The organism is Chitinivibrionia bacterium (assembly GCA_009779925.1).
GTDB lineage: Bacteria > Fibrobacterota > Chitinivibrionia > Chitinivibrionales > Chitinivibrionaceae > WRFX01.
Genome location: WRAZ01000015.1, coordinates 16062 through 36717, shown reverse-complemented (window position 1 = coordinate 36717; position 20656 = coordinate 16062). Strand labels below are relative to the sequence as shown.

At 39.7% G+C, this 20656-nt stretch carries 26 protein-coding genes; 12 read left to right on the top strand and 14 right to left on the bottom strand.

What is annotated here, in order from left to right:
• Positions 1 to 121: 121 nt before the first annotated feature.
• The 5 genes from FWE23_06150 (at position 122) to FWE23_06130 (ending at position 2949) form a co-directional block, all read left to right on the top strand.
• Positions 122 to 394, top strand: a complete 273-nt coding sequence (locus FWE23_06150; protein MCL2845016.1) for a DUF3791 domain-containing protein — start codon at positions 122 to 124, stop codon at positions 392 to 394.
• A gap of 132 nt (positions 395 to 526) precedes the next feature.
• Positions 527 to 766: a hypothetical protein gene (locus FWE23_06145; GenBank protein ID MCL2845015.1), complete on the top strand. Its 240-nt coding sequence runs from the start codon at positions 527 to 529 to the stop codon at positions 764 to 766.
• A 458-nt stretch (positions 767 to 1224) separates the two neighbouring features.
• Positions 1225 to 1395: a hypothetical protein gene (locus tag FWE23_06140; protein MCL2845014.1), complete on the top strand. Its 171-nt coding sequence runs from the start codon at positions 1225 to 1227 to the stop codon at positions 1393 to 1395.
• Positions 1396 to 1462: 67 nt separating this feature from the next.
• Positions 1463 to 2758, top strand: a complete 1296-nt coding sequence (locus FWE23_06135; GenBank protein ID MCL2845013.1) for a hypothetical protein — start codon at positions 1463 to 1465, stop codon at positions 2756 to 2758.
• 35 nt (positions 2759 to 2793) lie between these two features.
• Positions 2794 to 2949 (top strand): hypothetical protein, encoded by a 156-nt coding sequence (locus FWE23_06130; GenBank protein MCL2845012.1) that lies wholly within the window; start codon positions 2794 to 2796, stop codon positions 2947 to 2949.
• Positions 2950 to 3094: 145 nt separating this feature from the next.
• On the opposite strand, the gene FWE23_06125 is transcribed toward FWE23_06130, so the two are convergent.
• Complete coding sequence (locus tag FWE23_06125; protein ID MCL2845011.1) at positions 3095 to 3610, bottom strand: hypothetical protein; 516 nt, start codon at positions 3608 to 3610, stop codon at positions 3095 to 3097.
• A gap of 300 nt (positions 3611 to 3910) precedes the next feature.
• Here FWE23_06125 and FWE23_06120 point away from each other — a divergent pair, with 300 nt between their 5' ends.
• The 3 genes from FWE23_06120 (at position 3911) to FWE23_06110 (ending at position 4930) form a co-directional block, all read left to right on the top strand.
• Positions 3911 to 4171, top strand: a complete 261-nt coding sequence (locus FWE23_06120; protein ID MCL2845010.1) for a DUF4160 domain-containing protein — start codon at positions 3911 to 3913, stop codon at positions 4169 to 4171.
• 7 nt (positions 4172 to 4178) lie between these two features.
• Entirely contained in the window at positions 4179 to 4457 is a 279-nt protein-coding gene (locus FWE23_06115) for a DUF2442 domain-containing protein (GenBank protein ID MCL2845009.1), read from the top strand.
• Between the two features lie 287 nt (positions 4458 to 4744).
• The gene (locus FWE23_06110) at positions 4745 to 4930 is read left to right on the top strand and encodes a hypothetical protein (GenBank protein ID MCL2845008.1); all 186 of its coding nucleotides are present in this window, start codon (positions 4745 to 4747) and stop codon (positions 4928 to 4930) included.
• Positions 4931 to 4992: 62 nt separating this feature from the next.
• Here the strand turns inward: FWE23_06110 and FWE23_06105 are convergent, their stop codons facing one another.
• From FWE23_06105 to FWE23_06085, 5 genes are all read right to left on the bottom strand, one after another.
• Complete coding sequence (locus FWE23_06105) at positions 4993 to 6495, bottom strand: hypothetical protein (GenBank protein ID MCL2845007.1); 1503 nt, start codon at positions 6493 to 6495, stop codon at positions 4993 to 4995.
• A gap of 55 nt (positions 6496 to 6550) precedes the next feature.
• The gene (locus tag FWE23_06100; GenBank protein ID MCL2845006.1) at positions 6551 to 7675 is read right to left on the bottom strand and encodes a DUF2062 domain-containing protein; all 1125 of its coding nucleotides are present in this window, start codon (positions 7673 to 7675) and stop codon (positions 6551 to 6553) included.
• Positions 7668 to 8132 carry a hypothetical protein gene (locus FWE23_06095; GenBank protein MCL2845005.1) on the bottom strand — a complete coding sequence of 155 codons (465 nt, stop codon included), beginning with the start codon at positions 8130 to 8132 and terminating at the stop codon, positions 7668 to 7670. Before FWE23_06095 ends, FWE23_06100 begins: the two co-directional genes overlap by 8 nt.
• A complete protein-coding gene (locus FWE23_06090) occupies positions 8125 to 8454 on the bottom strand; it encodes a hypothetical protein (protein ID MCL2845004.1) in 330 nt (109 codons plus the stop codon). The genes FWE23_06095 and FWE23_06090 overlap by 8 nt, the downstream gene beginning before the upstream one ends.
• 83 nt (positions 8455 to 8537) lie before the next feature.
• Positions 8538 to 9692, bottom strand: a complete 1155-nt coding sequence (locus FWE23_06085; protein ID MCL2845003.1) for a glycosyltransferase family 4 protein — start codon at positions 9690 to 9692, stop codon at positions 8538 to 8540.
• A gap of 301 nt (positions 9693 to 9993) precedes the next feature.
• Here FWE23_06085 and FWE23_06080 point away from each other — a divergent pair, with 301 nt between their 5' ends.
• Both FWE23_06080 and FWE23_06075 read left to right on the top strand, forming a co-directional pair.
• Positions 9994 to 11004: a response regulator gene (locus FWE23_06080; protein ID MCL2845002.1), complete on the top strand. Its 1011-nt coding sequence runs from the start codon at positions 9994 to 9996 to the stop codon at positions 11002 to 11004.
• A gap of 71 nt (positions 11005 to 11075) precedes the next feature.
• A complete protein-coding gene (locus FWE23_06075) occupies positions 11076 to 13589 on the top strand; it encodes an ATP-binding protein (protein ID MCL2845001.1) in 2514 nt (837 codons plus the stop codon).
• Between the two features lie 104 nt (positions 13590 to 13693).
• Here the strand turns inward: FWE23_06075 and FWE23_06070 are convergent, their stop codons facing one another.
• From FWE23_06070 to FWE23_06040, 7 genes are all read right to left on the bottom strand, one after another.
• On the bottom strand, positions 13694 to 14338 hold the full coding sequence (locus FWE23_06070; protein MCL2845000.1) for a GNAT family N-acetyltransferase: 645 nt from the start codon (positions 14336 to 14338) through the stop codon (positions 13694 to 13696).
• Positions 14339 to 14442: 104 nt separating this feature from the next.
• Positions 14443 to 15246: a ZIP family metal transporter gene (locus FWE23_06065; protein MCL2844999.1), complete on the bottom strand. Its 804-nt coding sequence runs from the start codon at positions 15244 to 15246 to the stop codon at positions 14443 to 14445.
• A 165-nt stretch (positions 15247 to 15411) separates the two neighbouring features.
• Positions 15412 to 15804: a GNAT family N-acetyltransferase gene (locus FWE23_06060; GenBank protein MCL2844998.1), complete on the bottom strand. Its 393-nt coding sequence runs from the start codon at positions 15802 to 15804 to the stop codon at positions 15412 to 15414.
• A gap of 233 nt (positions 15805 to 16037) precedes the next feature.
• Positions 16038 to 16238 carry a DUF3791 domain-containing protein gene (locus FWE23_06055; GenBank protein MCL2844997.1) on the bottom strand — a complete coding sequence of 67 codons (201 nt, stop codon included), beginning with the start codon at positions 16236 to 16238 and terminating at the stop codon, positions 16038 to 16040.
• Positions 16235 to 16477, bottom strand: coding sequence for a hypothetical protein (locus FWE23_06050; GenBank protein MCL2844996.1), 243 nt, complete (start codon positions 16475 to 16477; stop codon positions 16235 to 16237). Before FWE23_06050 ends, FWE23_06055 begins: the two co-directional genes overlap by 4 nt.
• Positions 16470 to 16946, bottom strand: coding sequence for a DUF3990 domain-containing protein (locus FWE23_06045; GenBank protein MCL2844995.1), 477 nt, complete (start codon positions 16944 to 16946; stop codon positions 16470 to 16472). The genes FWE23_06050 and FWE23_06045 overlap by 8 nt, the downstream gene beginning before the upstream one ends.
• A 100-nt stretch (positions 16947 to 17046) precedes the next feature.
• Positions 17047 to 17679 (bottom strand): N-acetyltransferase, encoded by a 633-nt coding sequence (locus FWE23_06040; GenBank protein ID MCL2844994.1) that lies wholly within the window; start codon positions 17677 to 17679, stop codon positions 17047 to 17049.
• Positions 17680 to 18233: 554 nt separating this feature from the next.
• On the opposite strand from FWE23_06040, the gene FWE23_06035 reads away from it, so the two are divergent.
• Together FWE23_06035 and FWE23_06030 are read left to right on the top strand one after the other, a co-directional pair.
• Entirely contained in the window at positions 18234 to 19430 is a 1197-nt protein-coding gene (locus tag FWE23_06035) for a hypothetical protein (GenBank protein ID MCL2844993.1), read from the top strand.
• A 20-nt stretch (positions 19431 to 19450) separates the two neighbouring features.
• Complete coding sequence (locus tag FWE23_06030) at positions 19451 to 19846, top strand: hypothetical protein (GenBank protein ID MCL2844992.1); 396 nt, start codon at positions 19451 to 19453, stop codon at positions 19844 to 19846.
• A 122-nt stretch (positions 19847 to 19968) separates the two neighbouring features.
• On the opposite strand, the gene FWE23_06025 is transcribed toward FWE23_06030, so the two are convergent.
• The gene (locus FWE23_06025) at positions 19969 to 20508 is read right to left on the bottom strand and encodes an HNH endonuclease (GenBank protein ID MCL2844991.1); all 540 of its coding nucleotides are present in this window, start codon (positions 20506 to 20508) and stop codon (positions 19969 to 19971) included.
• Positions 20509 to 20656: the final 148 nt, after the last annotated feature.

Below are 20656 nucleotides of genomic sequence, written 5' to 3'. Positions count from 1 at the left end.
AACTGAAATCTTTCATTTCTATTAACGGGAATATTATAGGAGGATACATTAGCGATGGTGTTTTGCGTCTCTTTTTTATTTGCGCAAATATTATTTTTGTAAAAAACAGAGAGGAAAAATAATGATAAACGAAACAATGTTAAATGCCACCGACGCGAATCATGTTCAGCGAGACCTGAATTTAATGATGGTTTATGCTACGGAAGGTTATGCCAGAAGGCACGGCATTTCCGAAAGCGAGGCGTTTAATCTTTTCCTAAGATACTGTATAAATGATTATTTTCGCAAATACTACGGCGTTTTACACACGCAGGATTTTGATGAAGACGTGTTTTTGGCGGAAGATTTGATAGAACGAGCCAAGGAACGCGAACTGCAAGGAGCGGACAAATGATTTTGCATCACGGCTCAAATTGCGAATTTGATGTTATATCTTTAGAAAAATCTAAAAACAGAAATCAAACGACCAGATTTCGTTTCATACTCAAAAAGCGGTTGCAAAATTAAAACTTGTAAGGAGAAGCAAATGGAGTGTGTAAAAGACATATACATCTACAAAGGAAAAGATATTTCGTTTCTTGTCGTCAAAAAAATTGAGCAAGTCGTTTTTTTGATTGCCCAAAAGAGCGGAAAATCCTTTGAAGAAGCATACTCGGCATTTTTGAACTCACAAACATACGCGACATTGCAAAATACAAACACTCTTATGTGGTATGAAAATGCGGAATTCATTGTCGAAGAATTTTACCTGAACGGCTACGTGTAACGAAAATACCCAAAACATTAATAATTATTATTCAAGGACGAATTCCTGTTATTATTTTTATTTCCCACCACCTACCACCATCCAAATATTATTTTATATCAAAAAAACGGCAACAGATTTCTAAAAAAAACAGGAGAAAAAATGCTGGAAAATGGGCAAACCCCCTCTAAACACTTGACAAATACGTTGCGCAAAACGTATTTTATGCCTATATTAAGAGAAAATGCGAATAACTCGCAAAACGGCTTCTCTTCTCTTCTCTTCTCTTCTCTTCTCTTCTCTTCTCTTCTCTTAGAGGAATTGTATCTAAAAATATAAGTAATTGCGAAATATGTCGCGATAAATTTTTACCGCTAAAAAAATATTTTATTGAAAACGCAAACATTTTTATTTCGTTTGCGTTGGATATTGTCTTTATTATTCCGAAAACAAGAAATAAATTTTCAAAGGAGATTGTTATGCCTCACGTTCCGGCTACGCCTGCTATAACGGTTGAATTTATGTGTACCGTTTGTGGTAAGACGACATTAAGAAGCAAAAGATTAGGACGTCCCGAGTCGGGGAAGTGTCCGAGAGCGATAACGGCGGGGCGCCCGCATCGCTGGGTAAAAAACAGGGAGATTAAATAATGAATTTGAGGAAGATAATAAAGATAATTAACAAAAAATCGACTGAATAGTCGGAGAAGGAGAGAAGATGGGAATAATGGACGACCTGAAAATCACGCAAAAGTTGGGAGAGGAAATCTCAAAGCAGGTGGAAAAAGGTATTGACTTTGCCGTTAATAAGACAAAGCAGGTCGCAAACGAAAAAATAGGCTTGCTGAATGCGGGCGGGGCTGTGGAGCAGATCGAGGTTTATGATGATGTGCGGTCTGTCGTGTCGGAAGATGAAATCGCGAATATTGTAAGTATTGACAGTTTGGAAAATCTGCTTACAAAAATTCAAAATTCCGAAAACGCGGACGAAGTGCTAACTCACTCCATTGAGGCGCAACTGCAGGTAATAAAAGTGCTGAATTCTCCCGAAATGGCGTCAAGTCCGTTTGATACGATGATTGCGCAACTTAATAGAGCCGTAAAGTTTGCGGCGAACGAAGAACAAAAAGAAGACATACAAACGCGTGCTTCAATTATGGCGAATAATATTGTCTTTTTTATGGAAGCAAAACTAAAATACGAAGAAGATAAAAATTCGCAAGAGGGGAGAGAACTGCTTAAACAAGGTTGTGTTTTGCTCGCGGAATCGTCGGTATCAATGGCTATTCCTCCGTTGAAGGCAACAGGCGTTGCTAAAATGGTTGCCGCCAATATGTTCAAAAATGCAGTATCGGGAGGCAGTGATAGTTTTTTGAGCAAAGTTATCGGTTGGTGGGGCAAAAAGAAGGATTTAGAAAAAAGCAAAGCTGAGTTTCAGAGATTTGTCGCTTTGTCTGTCGATAAAATTAACAAGTATCACAATCTTTTTGGAGAATCGATTATTTTGTCGGAACTTGTCGAGCGTTATAAACCGATACTTATTGAGCAGAAAATGAAAAACCTGCAAATTCTTGCACTAAAAGAACCCGTCGGCTCTACAATGAAAGGATTTATGTTTTGGCTTCCGCTTCTTTTGGGGTTCGTGACGGTCGGCGCTATAACCGGTTTGATAGCGGGTAATTTCGGAATGGGCTTACAAATAGCGGCGGGTCTTTGGCTTGTGGGACTTGTCTTAACCTTTATCGGCAATTTTATCGGAATAAACAATGAAAAACGTTTATACGGCAAAGCAAAATTTGCATATGAACGTTATCAGAAAAACTTTGAGGGTTATTACGATAAGATTATCTCAAAAATAGGTATAGGCGGCAGTGCGGACGGAATCGCAGAAATGAGCAATAAGCAACTTAAAGATGACAAAGCGATAATAGACCGTTATGTTTCGGTGCGAAACGACAGATACAATAATCTCGGTATAATTCAAAAAGGTAAAAAAGCCTTACAGAAAGTATAATCTGGTGAAACGCTTTCAAAAGAAAGGAGGATAATATGGCAAATTTCAGAGCGATATACGAAACCAAAACAGGCGCAAAATTTCATACCAATGTTTCCGCTACCACAGCAGGCGAAGCAAAAGAAAAAGCCAAAGCAAAACTTGCAAACAGTTCGAGCTTCAAAAAAATTGTAGCTGTTGTGAAAGTGTAGGCTTGTTTTAGTATTCGGGGCGATAGTTTTTTCTATCGCCTTACTCAAGTTTCTTAAAGTATTGATAATTCTGCATTTTTTCAAGAAAACGCTTGAAATTTTGCTTGGAAAACCTGTGTGGAGAAGAGGAAATTAAGAAAAATTGTTAAATTTCGGCTTCCCCCTTGACTTTTTCTTGTAAATATATTATATTATTAGGGTAGAGAGTAGGAGACGGGTAGTTAGTTGAATTGGCGGCTGCCTCTATTGTTTCTCCTAATCTCTCTATTTTAACAAGTTCTATAGCGTGCATTCTACATTTTTGTTCTCTTAAATCTATAAATTCTCTTGCCGTAATATAAACAACGGCGCAGTAATTCTTACTTATCGGTGCACATAACCTTATTATTTTTGCGCTGTCGCCCTCTTTGCGACTATTATGCTCTAACACTTTTACGGCATTTGGAAATATTTCGTCAATTTTAGATACGACATCAAAGTGTTCTTCGGCAGAGAAGCCGTTTTTAAGTGTATTTTCTAAGCCATACACCATTTTGCCCAGAGTTTTACTTGAAATTATAGCTTCTATTCCATCTTTTGATACAAGCGTTTTTCCTTGCAATTCTTTAAGTTTTTGTTTTGCTTTTGCAATGTCTCTGTTTGTATTTTCGTTTTTTGTCATTTAATCGTCCTTTTTTTCCGAGAAAATACTATAATCGCACGATGCGAAGAAGAAATAAAATAAAATACGGAAAAAAGATTTGCCTTATCTTATTTCCCTTCCGCTCCCGTCGCCACCTGTCGCACCCATTTCCGTATATTCTACATAAAGAAAGCGCTTGAAATTTTGCTTGGAAAACCTGTGTGGAGAAGAGAAAATAGAGGAAAGCGGATAGAAACGAAGTAAAAATGGCTTTGCTTTTTTAATATCCGCTTTTTTTGTTTGTGCGGAATGTATATTTATAATAAAAAAGGAGAAAAAATGCCAATAATTTCGGATTTTTATGGGATCTTTATAACTATGTATAAAGGAAACGAGCATAATCCGCCGCATTTCCACGCGAGATACGCAGAATATAAAGCAAAGTTTGACTTTAACGGAAAAATAATCGAAGGAAAATTTCCGCCGAAGCAAGCAAGATACATAAAAGTTTGGGCAGAACTGCGCCGCGAAAGTTTGCTCACCGACTGGGCTTTAGCAATGGAAGGCGAAGAGCCGTTCAAAATAGAACCATTGAAATGAGCAATATATGCATTCGCTTTATTATAAAAATTCAAAAGAAGTCATAACGCCCATAAAAGTTGAGGCGCTTGATGATTATGTTTTGCGTGTTTTATTCTCGAACAGCGAAGTAAAAAAGTTTGACGTAAAGCCATACTTGCAGTATAAAATGTTTGCTCCGCTAAAAGACAAAACATTTTTTGCTCAAGCAACAACAAACCTTGACACTGTTTGCTGGAACGAAAAAATAGACATAGACCCTGAAGATTTGTACTGGAATGGTTTTTTAGAAACAGAACAAAAATAGTTAACTCTCACTAATCTCCAAGTTGTAAAAAAATTCCCCCATCTTATTTCCCTTCCGCCCCCGTCGCCACTTATCGCACCCATTTCCGTATATTCTACATAAAGAAAGCGCTTGAAATTTTGCTTGGAAAACCTGTGTGGAGAAAAGAAAGTTGAGAAAGGCGGATAGAAACGAAGCAAAAATGGCTTTGCTTTTTTAATATCCGCTTTTTAGTTTGTGCGGAACGTATATTTATAGTAATTATTAGGGGAAATCTGTGATTAGAACAAAAAAAGAAAAGACTTCCGATGTCCGAATTATCGGCGGAGTCGTTTTTCTATCAAAGAAAGGGATTAATTATGGATTGGGAATTTTTATGGTTTCTTGTAATTGTAGCCGCCACGGTAGCAATAACGCCTTTTGTTCTTATTTACTGGGACAATTTCGGTAAAAAACAAGGACAAAAAATGTTTGGCAGGTTAAAGACGATGTAGGGGCGAAAAATCTTTCGCCCTCATTTACGTAGGAACAAAATACAAAAAACCACCAAATCTTCTCACCTCCACAAAACAGCATTTTTTCTGTCGGTGAACTTTCTTCCGCCGCCTTCAAATGTTCCAATCACAAAAACGGGACCGACGGGGGCTATTCTGCCGAATTCGTTTCTTCCGTCCCACGAAAAGCGGGTTTGGGCGGGGCTTTCAAAAGTTCTCAGCAAATTTCCGTCCATTGCGTAAATTTCTATTTTTACAGTTCCGCTTCGGGGCTTTGAAGCGGTGATTATAAGGCTGTCCAAATGCCCGTCGCCGTTGGGGGTGAATTTTTTGCTTGACAAATTTATGGAAAAATTTCTTTGCGGAGTAAATCTTAAAACTGCGCCCGGATTTGCAGTGCCTGCGAAAACATTGTCGCTGTCAAAACCGCAGCCGTTTATGTCTCTTCGCTGAACGGTTGAGCGGTCTCTCGAGTCTGTCCAGATGTCGCGCGTAAAAGCAATGCTGTCGATTACGCCGAACGGTGCGACTAAATAAATGGTATCCTCAAAATTGTTTATTTTTCGCCAATTCGGCACTCTTGTCATTTCTACTAACCCACTGCTTTCTCTTTCACTTACGCATAGAATTCTGTTTGGCGGGCATTCGAGGCGCGGTAAATTTACAACGCTTCCGCCGACAAGCAAATGCCAGCCTTCAAGCGGAAAACACTCGTTTTTCCAATAAAGTTCTATCCATTCCACACTTGCTCTTGCATCGACTTCGGAAATGACGACCGAGCCTTTTTCCGCGAATAAATTTGCTGTCCAAATTGTGTCGAAAAATGTTTGATTTTCTATGTTTATTTCAAAAATTACAGACGAAGCAAGCGGTTTTGTCAGTGAGATTTCGCCCGAATTTTGGCTTAAATTTTTGCCTTCGATTTTTGCGGTTCTGCCGAAATTCCTGTATAAAATCTTGATTGCAAATTCGTTGCCTTGGCGCTCGATTTGATATTCGCGCAGAACGCCGTTGTTGAAATTTTTGATTTTTCCGACTGTTGGGATTTCTACATTCCAAACGGGAGACGCGAGCATCGCGTCTCTACACAATAAGGATTGCGGGACTAGGGAAAATCCGTTTGTTTCGGGGGTTGTCGGGTGAACTTTGTATCTGCCGTTTTCAAAGGCGTTTCGGAATTCGGCGATGGTGTCGTTTGCGCGGATTATTACAAAGCCGTCGTTTGCGGCAAATCCGCCGCAGATGGTTATTAAGTTTACGGTTAAAACTACAACGTCGTCGGGAATTTCGTGGCGAAACTGCTCAAAAATCGGGATTATTTCTCTGCTCAAAATTATTGCTATTTGCCCCGACTTTATTTCGCTTGTTCCTGTAATTCCTTGTGGGATTGCGCCTCTTTCGACGGGTAAAATGTTGTTGAAAACGGCGCCTGTAAAAAGTCGCATTCCCTCTATGGAAACGGTTTCGTCGCCTAAATTTACGATTTCTATGTATTGATGCGCTCTTGCGGCTGTTCTTCCGCCGATGGGATTTCGCATAACTTCGCTGACTTTTATTTGCGCCAAACACGGAAAAAATGCTAAGAATAATATGTGAAAAAATAGTGTTTTTTGCAAGTTTTTATTTCCCGCGCTGTCCTAAAGTTTTGCATATCGGATACGTAATTACATACGCGAGCAATCCTGCGGCGGTTGCCAGAAGCGCGCTTCCTATTATGAAATATTTTCCGCTTATTATGAAAAATTCCTTCTTGTTTTCGGAAAAAAGCGTGATGAGCGCCTGCACGTTCGGCAATTCTTCGACTTTCGGCGGAAACGCTGTCGAGCCAACCCATACTCCCGCAATAATAAGGAACGGAATCATAGGCGGAATGGAAATGTTTGAGCCTAAAAATGTCAGCGGGCGGTTGAGTTTCAGGAGCGTTGCGGATATAATCGCCGCCGCCGTTTGAAATCCGTAAATAGGGAAAATCCCCCAGAAAATGCCGAGCGAAAACGAAATTGCTGCCTTGTTCGGCGTGGTGTTCGACTTTAGTTCGGAGACAAAAACGTTGTGGATTTTTCTGAAGCCCGTTTTGGTGAAAAACCAGCTTATGCGCACGCTGTCGCGAAAAACTCGGTAATGTGAAACCCGCTCTTCTTTCGGCTGATAAACCTGCGGTATGGCAAATTCGCCCAACTCTATGCCGCCGTAAGCAGATTTTACCAAAACTTCCTGCTCAAACTCAAATCTGTTTGTTTTTAATTTGATGTTTTTCATTTTTTCTATAGGATAAACCCGAAATCCGCTTTGAGTGTCGTTGAGCGCAAATCCCGTGTAAATTTTTATCCACATATTTCCGAAATTTCGCGCAAAAAGGTTCTTTTTCGGCGCGTTTTCGCCTTGATTTTCGCCAGTTCTTGCGCCGACAAGCAGTTTTTCGGGATGTTTTTCGCACTCGTTTCTTGCGATTTCTATCCATTCGCAGAAATGTTGACCGTCCGCGTCCACCGTTATTGCGTGCGTGCAACCGAGAGAAATGGCAATTTCAAAACCCTTGCGAAGCGCCGCGCCTTTTCCGCGATTTTTAGGGAATTTATGGACGTTAAGATTGTCGAATTCGCTTAAAATTTGCGTTGTATTGTCGGTTGAGCCGTCGTTTATAACGATAAGATTGTCGCCAACCGATTTTTTCGCCTCGATTACTATGTTTTTTATAGTGTTTTCGTTGTTGAAAACAGGGATTATTACGCAAATTTTATTCATATTGTCTCGCTTTGTTTTTTGTAAGATCCACAAGTTTTATATTCAGCGCTTCGGCATAGCGGCAAAGTTCGCTGTCCGCCGATATTAACAAATCAGATCTTTGCGCTACTTTTAGCACTACGGAATCCGCCAAGCCGAGTTGGTCGAAAAAACCTTCATTTGACGCCTCTTCGGATTTAATATACTCTTCAATGCTTTTAAGATATATGTTTTTTACCAAATACAAATATTTGTATTTGTCATCTCCGCTTATTCGGTTTAGAATATTGTCTGTTTCCGTCAAAACGTTGGGGGTTGTTATTATATCACACTCTTCCTCGTTTATTATTTCGCACAAATAATGAAAATCCTCACTATTCCAGTCAGATTTTCTGGCGTAGTTTCCGATTTGGTTTTTATTTACCAATCCTGCAAGATACAGTATAAAAGCATTTGAGTCCAGTACTATTTTACGCATTTTTGTGCATTTTTATAGAAATAATGTTTCCGTTTTTATCTAACACAACTTCCTTGTATAATCTTTCGTAATCAAACAAGGCTTCGTAAGGCGACCTTTCTGTTTTTGACGATTGCGCTCTCTTAAATACGTCCGCTCTCGGAGAAAGAAAAGAGAATGTAAAATGCACGCCCGCGACGTCTTCCCATATTTCTTCCACTCTGACATCTTTTATTTCTTCGCCGAAAATGTCGGGAAGTTTATTTTTAATTGCACCAATTCTTTCTCTCTTCAAATCTGTATTAAGAGCGGTTGTCGTAGCGGTGCGTGTGCGTGTAAACATAGTCTGCCTCCGTTGTTTATCTTTATCAAAGCTATAAAATACGTTTTGCCGAAAAAGAAAAGAGGAGCAACCGTCAGCACCAACTACTTCTTTCGTAATTTCTCGATATATTCGAAAATTCTCTCGCCTGCGACTTTCCAATTTAAGCGGGTTTCGTATTGCTCGAACGACGAAAAACATAATTTTTTGTAATTCTCATAATCAGCAAGCATTGCTTGTATATATTCCGCATATTTCTCACCATTATCAGTCCGTTCAAATAATTTTCCGTTTTTATTGTCAAGAACGGCGCTTGCCACTCCGCCCGTCTTTGTTGTCAAGCTTGGAAGTCCAAAACTTGAAGCCTCACAAAACACTACGCCAAAACACTCAGCGCGGGTCGGCAAAATAAGAAAGTGCGCTTTTTCAAACAAATTATCAATCTTTTTCTTGCCTGCGGCTGTCGATTTTGAAACAAATCCGTGATTTTTTACATAATTCGGCAATTCTACGGGGCAATCTTTAATTCCTATAATATCCAAACGAACGCTAACGCCTTTTTCGTAAAGATTTTTTGCTGTTTCCAATGCTATGTCGCCACCTTTTCGTTCCCAATCTACACCTATGAAAAGCAAATTGCATTTGTTTTTTTCTTTGCTTTCTATAATTTCGGCTATATTGTTCTTTGTCCGACCACATTCAATATTTGCTCCGAAAGGCACAACTTTTATTTTGTTCGGATCGTTAATTTTATAGTTGTTTTTTGCTCCGTTTGCCGCCCATTCCGAAGAATACAAAACCAAATTGCAGTTATTTAGGGTTGCCTCTTCCATTTTTGTGGCGATTTTTATTGTTTGCGGAGAAAGATTGTAATAACCCGGATAATAATTCAACATACCGCAAAACTCTGCTACATCGGTATAAAGCACTTTTAATTTATCTGTTTTCAAGTAAGCCAAAACAATCGAATCGTGAGAAAAAACAACATCGACATCGCTTGGCAACTGATTTTCTATTTGTTTTGCGTAAAATTTTGCAACTCGTATTGTTTGTTCGCCAATATATCGCTTGCCCAAAAATTTCCAAAACAATCTGCAAATTTTTGCAAAAGCCCTTTCTGCCTTGCTTCTTTTGGCGAATAATTTATCAATTATCGCAACTTCTCCTATTTCGCGCAAGGTTTGCGAAATATAATATATTGAGCCGCTCCAAGCATTAACGTCGCTTGAGTCCAAAGTTGAAATAAACGCTATTTTCATTGGATAATTCCAATTGTCAAGCGTTTAGAGAGGTCTTGTTCATTTTTTTTGCCCATTTTGTTTTAGTGTTAAGAGTTAGTTTTTAGGGAGAATATACGTTATTTTTACGACAGTTTTCGGAAGTAATTTGTTTTCTATGAATTTTCCGACTTCTCATAAAAAACAACAGATTAAGCAAAATTGCGAAATTACTGAATTACTATTGACAAACGGGAAAATAATAGTGTATATTATATAAAGACAAAATGGGCTTTAAAAGCAATACAATGCGTGGGCGAACATCGCGCGAAAGGTTGAAATTATGAAAAAAACAATTTTTGTTGTGGACGACAACAATACTAATTTGTCTTTGGCGGAAAAGGCATTGCAAGAGCAATATCGGGTGATAACTCTGCCGTCGGCGGAAAAAATGTTCAAATTTCTTGAAAAAACAACGCCGGATTTAATTCTGTTGGACATTGAAATGCCTGAAATGGACGGATTTGAGGCGCTGAGCCGTCTGAAAGAAAATAATGCGGATATTCCCGTCATTTTTCTGACGAGCCTTATCGACGCCGAAGTAGAAGCGAAAGGCTTTCAGCTCGGAGTAATTGATTTTATCACAAAGCCGTTTTCCGCTCCCGTTTTGGAAAACCGCATAAAAACGCATTTACATATAGACGACATAATCCGCGAACGGACGGCGCAACTGCGGAATTTGCAAAATGCCATCATATCCGGGTTCGCAGATTTGTTGGAAAGCCGAGACGAAGAAACGGGCGGGCACGTCGAACGCACGTCAACATACATCCGAATATTATTGGATTCCTTGTCGGAACGGGGAATATATGCCGATGACATCAAGGAAATAAACAGGGAATCGTTTATTTCGTCGGCGCGTTTGCACGACGTGGGAAAAATCGCTATATCGGACACAATTCTGAATAAACCCGGCAAGCTGACCGACGAGGAATTTACAATTATGAAAACTCACGCTATTGAAGGCGAGCGGGCTATCGACAAAATTGCTTCGCGGACGTATGATGTGGAATTTTTGAGAAATGCAAGAATTTTCGCAGGCAGCCACCACGAAAAATGGGACGGAACAGGCTATCCGCGAGGGTTAACAGGCACGGATATTCCGCTTCAGGGGCGGCTTATGGCGATTGCCGACGTGTACGACGCACTCGTTTCGGAGCGCCCGTACAAAAAGCCGTTTCCGCCTGAAAAAGCAGTGGAAATCATTATGGAAGGCGCGGGAAAACATTTTGACCCTTTGGTTGCAGGCGTTTTCTACGAGGTAAGGGATAAATTTGAAGCGGTCGTTCGATGAGGCATACGCGAAAAAACAAAGTTTTCGCCTAAAGGTTGCATAGAAAAAAATGTATAAACAGGAGTATGAATATGGGAAAAGTCGGCATTGTTAAACAGCACGGTAAAACGATAATTATATTAGCGTTGTGCCTCAGCATTCCGTTTGTGGCTATTTGGTATATCTCGTCTTATGTAAATAAAAATATTTTTTACGAGCAAAAAAGCAATAACCTAATGGCGTTTGCCAGAATACTCGATTCCCGACTTGCCCTCGGCGGTTATAACGAATTATTGACTAATGTCGGTATGGAAAACGCCTCGCGAGAAGAGCAGATTATGGCGCTGAACGACGCATTGCGCGAAATCACCGACGATGTAGCTCTCTCCACCCCGGGCTTGGGCGTGGGCTATTATTCCCGAGAGCTGGACGCCATACTTACTTACGGTCCTTCCGCCGAGCATCAGAGCAGAGTAGGCGTTGCCATAGGCGAATATCATCCCGGTCGGCAGGTTATGGCAACGGGCGCCGCTAAAGTTTCGATGGGAACTATGGTGCGCGGAAATATTATGAACGCAATGTTGCCGATAGTGCGAAATGGCGAAGTAATAGGCTATATTTGGTCTAACAATCTCGTTTCCGAACTGGAACAAACCCTTTCGCAAATGTCGCAGATTGTATTGTTGTTGCTTATACTCTCATATATAATTGTGCTTGCCATTATAGTGTTGTTTGTTCGCAAAATGCTATTAACGGAGCAAAAATTTATGACGGCTCTTTCGGAAGCTCTCGAAGAAGCAAGGGTCGCCAATAAGGCAAAAAGTACGTTCCTGAGCACAATGAGCCACGAAATCCGCACGCCGATGAACGCCATTTTGGGCATTACCGAAATACAGCTTCATAACGAAATGCTGGAGCAAGACGTAAGGGACGGGCTCGAGAAAATTTACTCTTCGGGCGATATGTTGCTCTGTATAATCAACGACATTCTTGATTTGTCAAAAATCGAAGCGGGCAAATTTGAACTGGTTGCCTCAAAATACGAAACGGCGAGCCTTGTCAGCGATACGGCGCAACTGAATATGATGCGTATCGGCAGTAAGCCCATAGAATTTGAACTGCACATAGAAGAAGATTTGCCGACAATGCTATACGGCGACGAACTCCGCATAAAACAGATTTTGAACAACGTACTTTCCAACGCCTTAAAATATACGTCCAAAGGCACGGTAAAAATGTCCGTTTCATCAAACCCGATTGAGGGCGACGACGAGATAACGACCTTGGTAGTCAGCGTAAGCGACACGGGGCAGGGTATGTCAAAAGAGCAGGTTGACAAACTGTTCGACGAGTATTCCCGCTTTAACCTCGAAACCAATCGCTCTACGGAAGGAACGGGGCTTGGAATGAGCATTACGCGCAAGTTAATTCGTATGATGAACGGCGACATCTCCATAGAAAGCGACCCCGGTGTAGGCACAACTTTCACCGTATTTTTGCCGCAGGGTAAGGTCGATACCTCCGTATTGGGAAAAGAAATGGTAGAAACCCTGCACAATTTCCGCTCAAGCAGTAGGGCGCAAATGAAGCGCACCCAAGTAATACGCGACCCGATGCCATACGGCAAAATATTGATTGTGGACGACGTAGAAACGAATATATACGTCGCAAGAGGACTTTTAACGCCATACGGATTGAACATCGACTCGGTTGACAGCGGATTTGCCGCAATAGAAAAGATTAAACAAGGCAACGAATACGACATAATATTTATGGATCACATGATGCCGAAAATGGACGGCGTGGAGGCTACAAAAATCATCAGAGATTTGGGATATACTCACCCCATTGTCGCATTGTCGGCAAACGCCGTGGTTGGTCAAGCGGACGTTTTCTTGAAAAACGGTTTTGACGACTTTATTTCCAAGCCAATCGACGTGCGCCAATTAAATTTTGTCCTGAACAAATTGATACGCGACAAGCAACCGCCCGAGATAATCGAAGCCGCAAAGCAACTAAACGCGCTCAACAAAAAAGCGCAGGACGCCGCCGAAGCGGTGCAACCGAGTATTGACCCGCAACTTATAGAGTTATTCTTGCAAGACGCGAATAAAGCCATCGACGTATTAGACGCGATTATCGAAAAAAGCGGCTCCTACAGCGCGGAAGACATACGGATGTACATAATATATACGCACGGAGTGAAAAACGCGCTGGCAAACGTGAATAAAACCGACCTCTCCGCCACCGCTCTTAAATTAGAACAATTAGGGCGGGAAAATAATATAGAGTTAATAGCAAGCGAAACGCCTGTTTTCCTCAGCGCGCTCAAGGACTTTGTAAACGAACTGTCGCCGCAAAAAGAAGAACCCGTCGAAGACCCCGCAAACGAAGACAAACCGCTTTTACGCGAAAAACTGCAAGAAATCAAGTCCGCGTGCGCAGATTGGGACAAAAATAAAGCAAGAGAGTCGCTTGCGGCATTAAAAGAAAAATCGTGGTCAAAGCAAACAAGAGAACTCTTAGAAAAAATCAACGAGCAACTGCTTCACAGCGATTTCGATGAGATTGAGAGTGAGATTGATAAGTTTACCGAGGGGTTGTGAGGTAAGCGGTGAATTTTTCGCAGAAAGCCTAATTCGGTTGTGTGGATTTTATGTAAATCTGCGATTAAATCGGTGATTTCGGGCATAAATTTCTTCTCGATAATCTAAAATTTGTATTCATACACAAAAACTTCGTTTTTCTTTTGTCCGGTCGAATAATTATATACCACTGCTTCTGCGGCTGTTTTAGAGAGACCGCAGTGTTCGTAAAAACCTACGTTGCACGTTAAATCGGCTATAAGATAAACTGATTTTGCACCCTTAGAAGAAAAATAGGCGGACGCTTCATTCCACAGCGTTTTTCCGATTTTCAATCCTTGCGCCTGCTTAGATACCGCAAGCAATTCCAAACTTCCGCCATAGTTTTCAATCCTGCTTTCCAAAAGTTTGCCTATAACCTGAAAATTTGCCGATATGTGCTCCGTAATGTCTTTTCGCTCGGTTTCGGGAGCGCATAAAAGCGCAAGCGCGGTCGGCGCCAAATCTTTTTGCAGTAATCTGTAAATTTCTGTTTCCCCTTTTACGGAAGCCAAAACAGCCCCGACAACATTACCGTCTGTTTCCGCGACTTTGCCGAATGTGGCGGCGTTCAGGAAAATGCTTGTATAAACGCCTAACAATGGCTGATAGAAATCCGCGTTCGGGTCAAAACTCCCTAAATTCCAGCCCTCGCCAAAGGACTCTGCGATAAGCGATTTTATGGCGGGATAATCCTTTTCTTCAATGTCGCGAATGATTATGTCGGTCATAAAAGTTCCTTGTAAAAATGTTTTGTTTTCGATGGAGAAAATACGTTGTGCCATAAACAAAAAGAGACGAGAGTGTTGGGTCTCTACGAAAAATGGCGAAACGCCTAAACAGGCAACTGCGCTATAATCAATCCTACTATTATACCAAATAATGTAAGCACCGACGTCATTCGGCTTTTTGTCATAATTGCGGACTGAGGTATTATTTCGCCAAAAACAATATAAAGCATAGCTCCGCCTGCGGCAGAAAGCGACAACGCAACCGCAATATCCGAAATACCGCCGATAAAAATTCCCAAAATACCGCCCAAAAGAGTTGTTGCGCCCGACAACGCTGTTAAGAAAATCACTTTCCATTTACCGATTCCGCCTGCCAACAACGGAGCGGCAACCGCCATTCCTTCGGGGATATTATGGAACATTATCATAAGCGCCAACAACAAACCCAACTGAAAATTATGACTTCCGCCCGCGCCGATAGCCATTCCCTCGGGAATATTATGAAAACTCATAGCCAAGAGTATAATCAATCCCGAACGAAGCAGTCGAGTCGGATTTTTTATCAACCGGCTTTCGTGATACATTTCTTCGTAAGTTGTGTGTATATTCAGTTTTTCTTTTCGCTTTATGGTGATTTTATCAACAATGCGATTTAGTCCCATTACAATAACAATTCCAAGCGCAAGCCCAAAAATAGAAACAGTTGTATCGGCAAGTTCGAGCGCTTCGGGAACAAGCCCAAAACAAACAACGCTAACCATAACGCCTGCCGAAAAAGATAAAAGCCAACAGATAATTTTATCCGATGGTTTTTTCAACAAGATTGCGGCAACAACACCGCCCAATCCCATTCCGCAAATGCCTGTAATTGCGCTTAACAAAACTATTTGCAAGATATCGTTAGTCATTTATTTTTCCTTTCTTTAATTTTCTAAAAATACGTTATTTTGAGATGGTTTTTGGAAGTATTTTGTTTTTGGCGGTTTTTTTTATGGAAAAATATAGGCATAAAAATACATTCTGCACAAACCTCGCAAATATTTTCCGAATATTGCGCGAATGAAAACCCATTCTCACTCTCTTACTACAATAATTCTGCCATCAATTTTTGTATATCCTTGCTTTTTGTAATATTCGTCCACGTCGCTCATAACGTAAACAGTGCCTGAATAATCTTTGCAAACCTGCTCAATAAGACATTTCCCGAAACCATTGCCGCGAAACTTTTTGTGCACAAGCAAGTCGTGAATATAAACGCCGAAACCGTAATCGTCTCTCGCCCGCACAAAGCCGCAAAACACATCGCCGCTATATCCGACATACACGATACAATTATCAAGCGCAATTTTATATTTCTCTGCGCCGTTTTTGTCGCCCGAATAATCTGTCCAGTCGTCCTCGGAGCGCATCAAGTCAAACAGGGCGGCTTCGTCTTGTTTTTCGTAGCGTTTTATTTTTAGCGCCATTATTTTAACCCCTTTTTGTATTCCATTTCGGGCTTTATGTTCTGGTCTTTTAAGATTTGGGTTTCCTCTCCGAATTTAGTTGTTTTTTTGATTTTCATATCGCGGTTTCTCCTTTTTTGCTGTGAAAATACGTTCTGCCAAAACCCCAAATATAATCTCTTTTTATATATTTTTCCTGTAATCTTCGTCTTTTATTTTTACAAATCCGTTGCTTAATAGTATTTTTATTGATGTTATTCGGTGCTTTTTATTAGATTTTCGATTTCCGCAACTACGAAATTGTTGTCTAATGTGTGAATTGCCTCAAATGTTTTTTCGATATACTCAAATATGCCGCGTTCTCTAAATAAATTATAGACATTACGGGCAGTTAAATTGTTTTTTGCACGGTATTGTTCTATCAAAAAAACTGTGTATTTTTCGATATTTGTCATAGAACAACCTCCGGAATTTCAAAAAGCCCTGTTTTTTGCTCGTGGTCAAAAACCATAAACAGAAACAATCTGCTGAATTGCCAAAGTCCGTTGCTTTTATCTTCCAAAAAAGCGTAAGTTTTTGAGTTGTAAAGCAAATTCATTGCTTCATTTACTCCGATTTTATACTTTTCGGCAATAAAATCAATCAATCCTTTTGTAATCGCAAAGAGCAAAAAGGAATATTTTTTATCAGGCATTTTTACCCTCCAGAAAAATTAATTTGTTCATAATTTCTTGCGTTTTAAAAACATATTGATTGAACAGTTTTTTTATTTTCAGTCGTTTTAATGCTTCCTCTTCGTCGTAAATTTCATTTTCCAATCCTGCAATAGTTTCATAAACATCGTCGTCGGCAACGGGACCGATTATTAACTCGTAATTTTCGTTTTTATGTACCATTTTGCGATTTGCTACAACAAAATGAAGCCATTCGACATTCGGCTCGTCAAATTTTAATGTTTTATTTTCAAAAACATTTGCTTCGTTAAATTCGTAAATGTTAACTATCGGCGTATATCCGCGAAGTTTTACAACTCTGCGGGCAAATGCTTCCGCTTGCTCGTAGTTGGTAGTTGTATAAAATCCTCCGCCGAAATCCATTGGGTGAGTAGGAGCAAGTAATTTTGGATTTTCGACGACTTGATTGCTTCCGTGATATAATTTCATTTGTTTTCTCCTTTGATTGTATTCAAAAATACATTCTTTTTGAGATGGTTTTTGAAAGTATTTTGTTTTTGGTAAATTTTGTTCGTAATAGATAGTTTTTTCACAAATATTTTCCCGATATTTCCTTGAATATATCCTGCGTTTTTGTCTTAAATTTCTCTTTCGGCGAAAATTTTTTGTCGAAACTTTCTGCTTTTTTCGGGTCGATTTCGTATGCTTTGCCTTCGTCGAATACGCCTTTTATTCCCGTTAATGCGCCGTCAAACAATTCCAATGCCAGCAATGCCGCAGGAAACTTTTTTTCTTTATCGGCGATGTTATATTCTTTCGACGGCTTAAATCCGAATTTTTCGTAATATTCGCAAAAACCGTAAATCAAGATTGCCTTATATCCCATTTTTTTTGCTGATTGCACGGTGTGATTTATCAATTTTGCACCGATACCTTTGTTTTGATATTCGGGCAAAACGCTTACGGGACCAAATGTCAATACTGCGTGCTCTTTTTCGCAATCGATTACTTTTGCTTGCGCATACATAATATTTCCGACTATTTTTTCGCCCGAAACCGCCACAAAATCTAATTCGTGAACAAATTCTTTCGTTTTTCTTAAATTGTGAACAAGCAAATGCTCGTCGCAACCCGGGACGTGAAGGTTCCAAAACGCTTCTCTTGTTATATTCTCAACTGTTTCGTAGTCGTTTTCTTCCTCGAGGCGAAGGGTGATTTTCATTTTTCCTCTTTTTTATTTGGCATAATTGCTCTCTTGTTAAATTTTTGGGGTTTTGTTTTCGATGGAGAAAATACTATATTCAGAAAACTCAAAGCAGTATTATTACTATTTTGCACAATTTTTATAATAATTGGAGTTGCAACAGAAGCGAATGTAGAAAGTAGAAAAGAAGCAGAAAGTAAAACAGAAGAACACATTTCTCTTTGGAATAGAAACGGCGATAATATTAGACTTGAAGGAACATACATTTATGCTACTGAAACATTTTGTTTTACGTTAAGAGGGTGTAGTTCTATAAGAACTGCTAGCGTAAGATTACAATCGCGAACAGACAGGAATATCGTCGCTATTTTAGTTAATGATTTTTGGCGAGAGTCATCTCGAATAGACAAGTGGAATAATTTACAATATCGCAACTGTATTAGATTGAACCCAATTATGTTTAATATGGTCAAAAATGAATTGATTATTACTATTTGGCGATAAATTTAATCTGACAGAACAGCCTTTTTCCTCTGTTCTTGTCTTAACATTTAATTTTAAGGAGGTTTTTTATGGAAAAATGTTTCAAAATGTTTTTGGCGGCAATGTTGGTCATTGTTGGCGGGGTGTCAGCTCAAATCAATTGGAGAGCGGACAATATTACAATAACAACGGAAGAGCAACTGAGAGAATTGGCTCAGTTGGTTAGTAGTGGTGCAAGAAATTTTGAAGGTCAAACCATTACGCTTGCCAATAATATCGACCTTACAAACGAGTGGATACCTATCGGCGATAGTACTAATACATTTTGGGGAACGCTGTGCGGCAATGGTAATACTATAAGAGGTCTTCGTATTAACAGCAATCGTGGCACTCAAGGATTATTTGGTCAAATTGGTGCAAGAGGAGTGGTGAAAAATCTTCGAGTTGTCGATGTTGATATCAGAGGAAAAGAAAATATAGGTGCGTTAGCAGAAATAAATCAAGGAACAATTGCTAACTGTTATGTTTCGGGAAAAATTAAAGGGGACGCGCATCTTGTTGGCGGATTAGTTGGACTTAATTTTGCTGTCGGTAGAATTATCCGTAGTTCTTCATCGGTAAATGTAGAAGGAAATGACCAAGTTGGCGGACTTGTAGGTGTTAATCACGAAGGCAGAATTACTAATTCCAGTGCAACCGGAAATGTAAAAGGAATTTCTGCCGGTATAGGCGGATTAGTTGGAAGAAATGTTGCAAGAGGCTCTGTAAGCAGCAGTTATGCAACAGGAAGCGTTGAAGGAAACACCAATAATGTCGGAGGATTAGCAGGGAACAATGAAGGCGAAATTACAAATTCATTCTCTACGGGAAATGTAAAAGGGCGTGCAATGATTGGTGGCTTAGTGGGTAGCAACACAAACAGAAGCGCCAGAATTGCCAATAGCTATTCTGTCGGAAGCGTAATAGTGCAGGGACAGGCAGGCGATGTCGGCGAACTGGTAGGAATTAACCAAGGCGGCACAATTACCGAGAGTTATGCAATATCTGGTAATATTGAAGCATTGATAGGAGTTAGACAAGGAGGCACCATTAGCCAAAGTTCAGGATTAAGAACTGCGGAACAAATGAAACAGCAAAGCAATTTTAACAATTGGCAGTTGTTTAATGACACTTGGGCAATTCAGCCAAATGTCAATAATGGTTTCCCGCATTTGAGAAATGCCGGCGTAATTGACGGTTTATATACTCCTCGTGATGTCAATACAATTACAAGACCCATGAGATGAAGATAGGAAAGGAGGGTATTATGAGTGTTTTTAAAAATATATCGTTGGCAGACGAAGAACGAGAATTTGGAACAATAGACAAATGGATTTGCTCTGAATGTGCAGAAAATACACATTGGGAACAAATAGTTGCAGACAATTTGGAAGAAAGAAACTGTGATTATTGCCCAGAAAGCAATAAATCTGCCTCTGTAAATGTGTTGACAGGAAAAATATTAGCTGAAATAAAGTTAAAATATATGCCGTGCCAAGAAACTAATGTATCTCCTTACCCTTGCGGTATTAATGTTTTCGACACGCACGAAGTGTTAAGCAAACTAGGGTATGATATGATGGAAATACCCTGCGGACGTGATATTATTGAAAGCATTCAAGGCTACAACGATATTTGGGCTATTAAATCCCTTTCGGTGTAGGCGGTTAAAGCAGTCGATATTTCCGACAGGATTTTCTTGTTTGTAGAGACACAATGTCTTGTGTCTCTTTTTATTTGACGAAGAGAGATTTTCATTTTTCCTCTTTTTTTATAAAATTCTCCTTATTTATACAACCCAAGAAGTTCATCTGGTTTAATATCTATTTTCGCTACTCCAAGTCTTTTTTCTCGTCTTTCAAACAACTTCTTAAGCGAAATTTTCTTATCTTCAAATCTGCCGTAATGCAAAAAATTGTGGCAATAACTGCATAATGAAACTATGTTTGCCAAATTGTCAAGCCCTTTTTCAAAACTACCTTGATAAGAAATAGGAATGAGATGATGCGGCTCGGTATAATTGTTGCCATTCTTTTTCAAAAACAATCGCTCTTCTTTTTCACATAATTCACACTTGTAATTTGCACACGCAAGCGCTTTTTTGGAAATTTTAGGGTCGCGTTTGTATCCAGTTGGATTATTTTCTGCTTTTTCTGCTGGCGGGCAAGGCGTATCAGGAATCTCTATATCTGTTGTTTCAGGCAAACCGTCAACTTCAAAGATAAACTTTGCATCTTCTATTACATCAGACAAACTTTGTTTATTTATCTCTTTTTTTGCAATAACAAAATTGTTTGCGTTAACAGTCCTTTGGGTTTCTGTCATATCATTTACTGTCGAAGTAGATTTTTACCCGTCTGCAATTAAATTAAATACATCTAGCCATTTTAGAAAAGAACTATATTTAGTTACTGCCTTACGACTGTCCTCATAATTTTTCTTATGAGGAGTCGATTCTTTTTGCAATTCTATT

What these genes read in the sequence shown, in the direction of transcription:
- FWE23_06150 (MCL2845016.1), top strand. Translation starts at nt 122, where the DNA reads ATGATAAACGAAACAATGTTAAATGCCACCGACGCGAATCATGTTCAG.
- FWE23_06145 (MCL2845015.1), top strand. Translation starts at nt 527, where the DNA reads ATGGAGTGTGTAAAAGACATATACATCTACAAAGGAAAAGATATTTCG.
- FWE23_06140 (MCL2845014.1), top strand. Translation starts at nt 1,225, where the DNA reads ATGCCTCACGTTCCGGCTACGCCTGCTATAACGGTTGAATTTATGTGT.
- FWE23_06135 (MCL2845013.1), top strand. Translation starts at nt 1,463, where the DNA reads ATGGGAATAATGGACGACCTGAAAATCACGCAAAAGTTGGGAGAGGAA.
- FWE23_06130 (MCL2845012.1), top strand. Translation starts at nt 2,794, where the DNA reads ATGGCAAATTTCAGAGCGATATACGAAACCAAAACAGGCGCAAAATTT.
- FWE23_06125 (MCL2845011.1), bottom strand. Translation starts at nt 3,610, where the DNA reads ATGACAAAAAACGAAAATACAAACAGAGACATTGCAAAAGCAAAACAA.
- FWE23_06120 (MCL2845010.1), top strand. Translation starts at nt 3,911, where the DNA reads ATGCCAATAATTTCGGATTTTTATGGGATCTTTATAACTATGTATAAA.
- FWE23_06115 (MCL2845009.1), top strand. Translation starts at nt 4,179, where the DNA reads ATGCATTCGCTTTATTATAAAAATTCAAAAGAAGTCATAACGCCCATA.
- FWE23_06110 (MCL2845008.1), top strand. Translation starts at nt 4,745, where the DNA reads ATGTCCGAATTATCGGCGGAGTCGTTTTTCTATCAAAGAAAGGGATTA.
- FWE23_06100 (MCL2845006.1), bottom strand. Translation starts at nt 7,675, where the DNA reads ATGAATAAAATTTGCGTAATAATCCCTGTTTTCAACAACGAAAACACT.
- FWE23_06095 (MCL2845005.1), bottom strand. Translation starts at nt 8,132, where the DNA reads ATGCGTAAAATAGTACTGGACTCAAATGCTTTTATACTGTATCTTGCA.
- FWE23_06090 (MCL2845004.1), bottom strand. Translation starts at nt 8,454, where the DNA reads ATGTTTACACGCACACGCACCGCTACGACAACCGCTCTTAATACAGAT.
- FWE23_06085 (MCL2845003.1), bottom strand. Translation starts at nt 9,692, where the DNA reads ATGAAAATAGCGTTTATTTCAACTTTGGACTCAAGCGACGTTAATGCT.
- FWE23_06080 (MCL2845002.1), top strand. Translation starts at nt 9,994, where the DNA reads ATGAAAAAAACAATTTTTGTTGTGGACGACAACAATACTAATTTGTCT.
- FWE23_06075 (MCL2845001.1), top strand. Translation starts at nt 11,076, where the DNA reads ATGGGAAAAGTCGGCATTGTTAAACAGCACGGTAAAACGATAATTATA.
- FWE23_06070 (MCL2845000.1), bottom strand. Translation starts at nt 14,338, where the DNA reads ATGACCGACATAATCATTCGCGACATTGAAGAAAAGGATTATCCCGCC.
- FWE23_06065 (MCL2844999.1), bottom strand. Translation starts at nt 15,246, where the DNA reads ATGACTAACGATATCTTGCAAATAGTTTTGTTAAGCGCAATTACAGGC.
- FWE23_06060 (MCL2844998.1), bottom strand. Translation starts at nt 15,804, where the DNA reads ATGGCGCTAAAAATAAAACGCTACGAAAAACAAGACGAAGCCGCCCTG.
- FWE23_06055 (MCL2844997.1), bottom strand. Translation starts at nt 16,238, where the DNA reads ATGACAAATATCGAAAAATACACAGTTTTTTTGATAGAACAATACCGT.
- FWE23_06050 (MCL2844996.1), bottom strand. Translation starts at nt 16,477, where the DNA reads ATGCCTGATAAAAAATATTCCTTTTTGCTCTTTGCGATTACAAAAGGA.
- FWE23_06045 (MCL2844995.1), bottom strand. Translation starts at nt 16,946, where the DNA reads ATGAAATTATATCACGGAAGCAATCAAGTCGTCGAAAATCCAAAATTA.
- FWE23_06040 (MCL2844994.1), bottom strand. Translation starts at nt 17,679, where the DNA reads ATGAAAATCACCCTTCGCCTCGAGGAAGAAAACGACTACGAAACAGTT.
- FWE23_06035 (MCL2844993.1), top strand. Translation starts at nt 18,234, where the DNA reads ATGGAAAAATGTTTCAAAATGTTTTTGGCGGCAATGTTGGTCATTGTT.
- FWE23_06030 (MCL2844992.1), top strand. Translation starts at nt 19,451, where the DNA reads ATGAGTGTTTTTAAAAATATATCGTTGGCAGACGAAGAACGAGAATTT.
- FWE23_06025 (MCL2844991.1), bottom strand. Translation starts at nt 20,508, where the DNA reads ATGACAGAAACCCAAAGGACTGTTAACGCAAACAATTTTGTTATTGCA.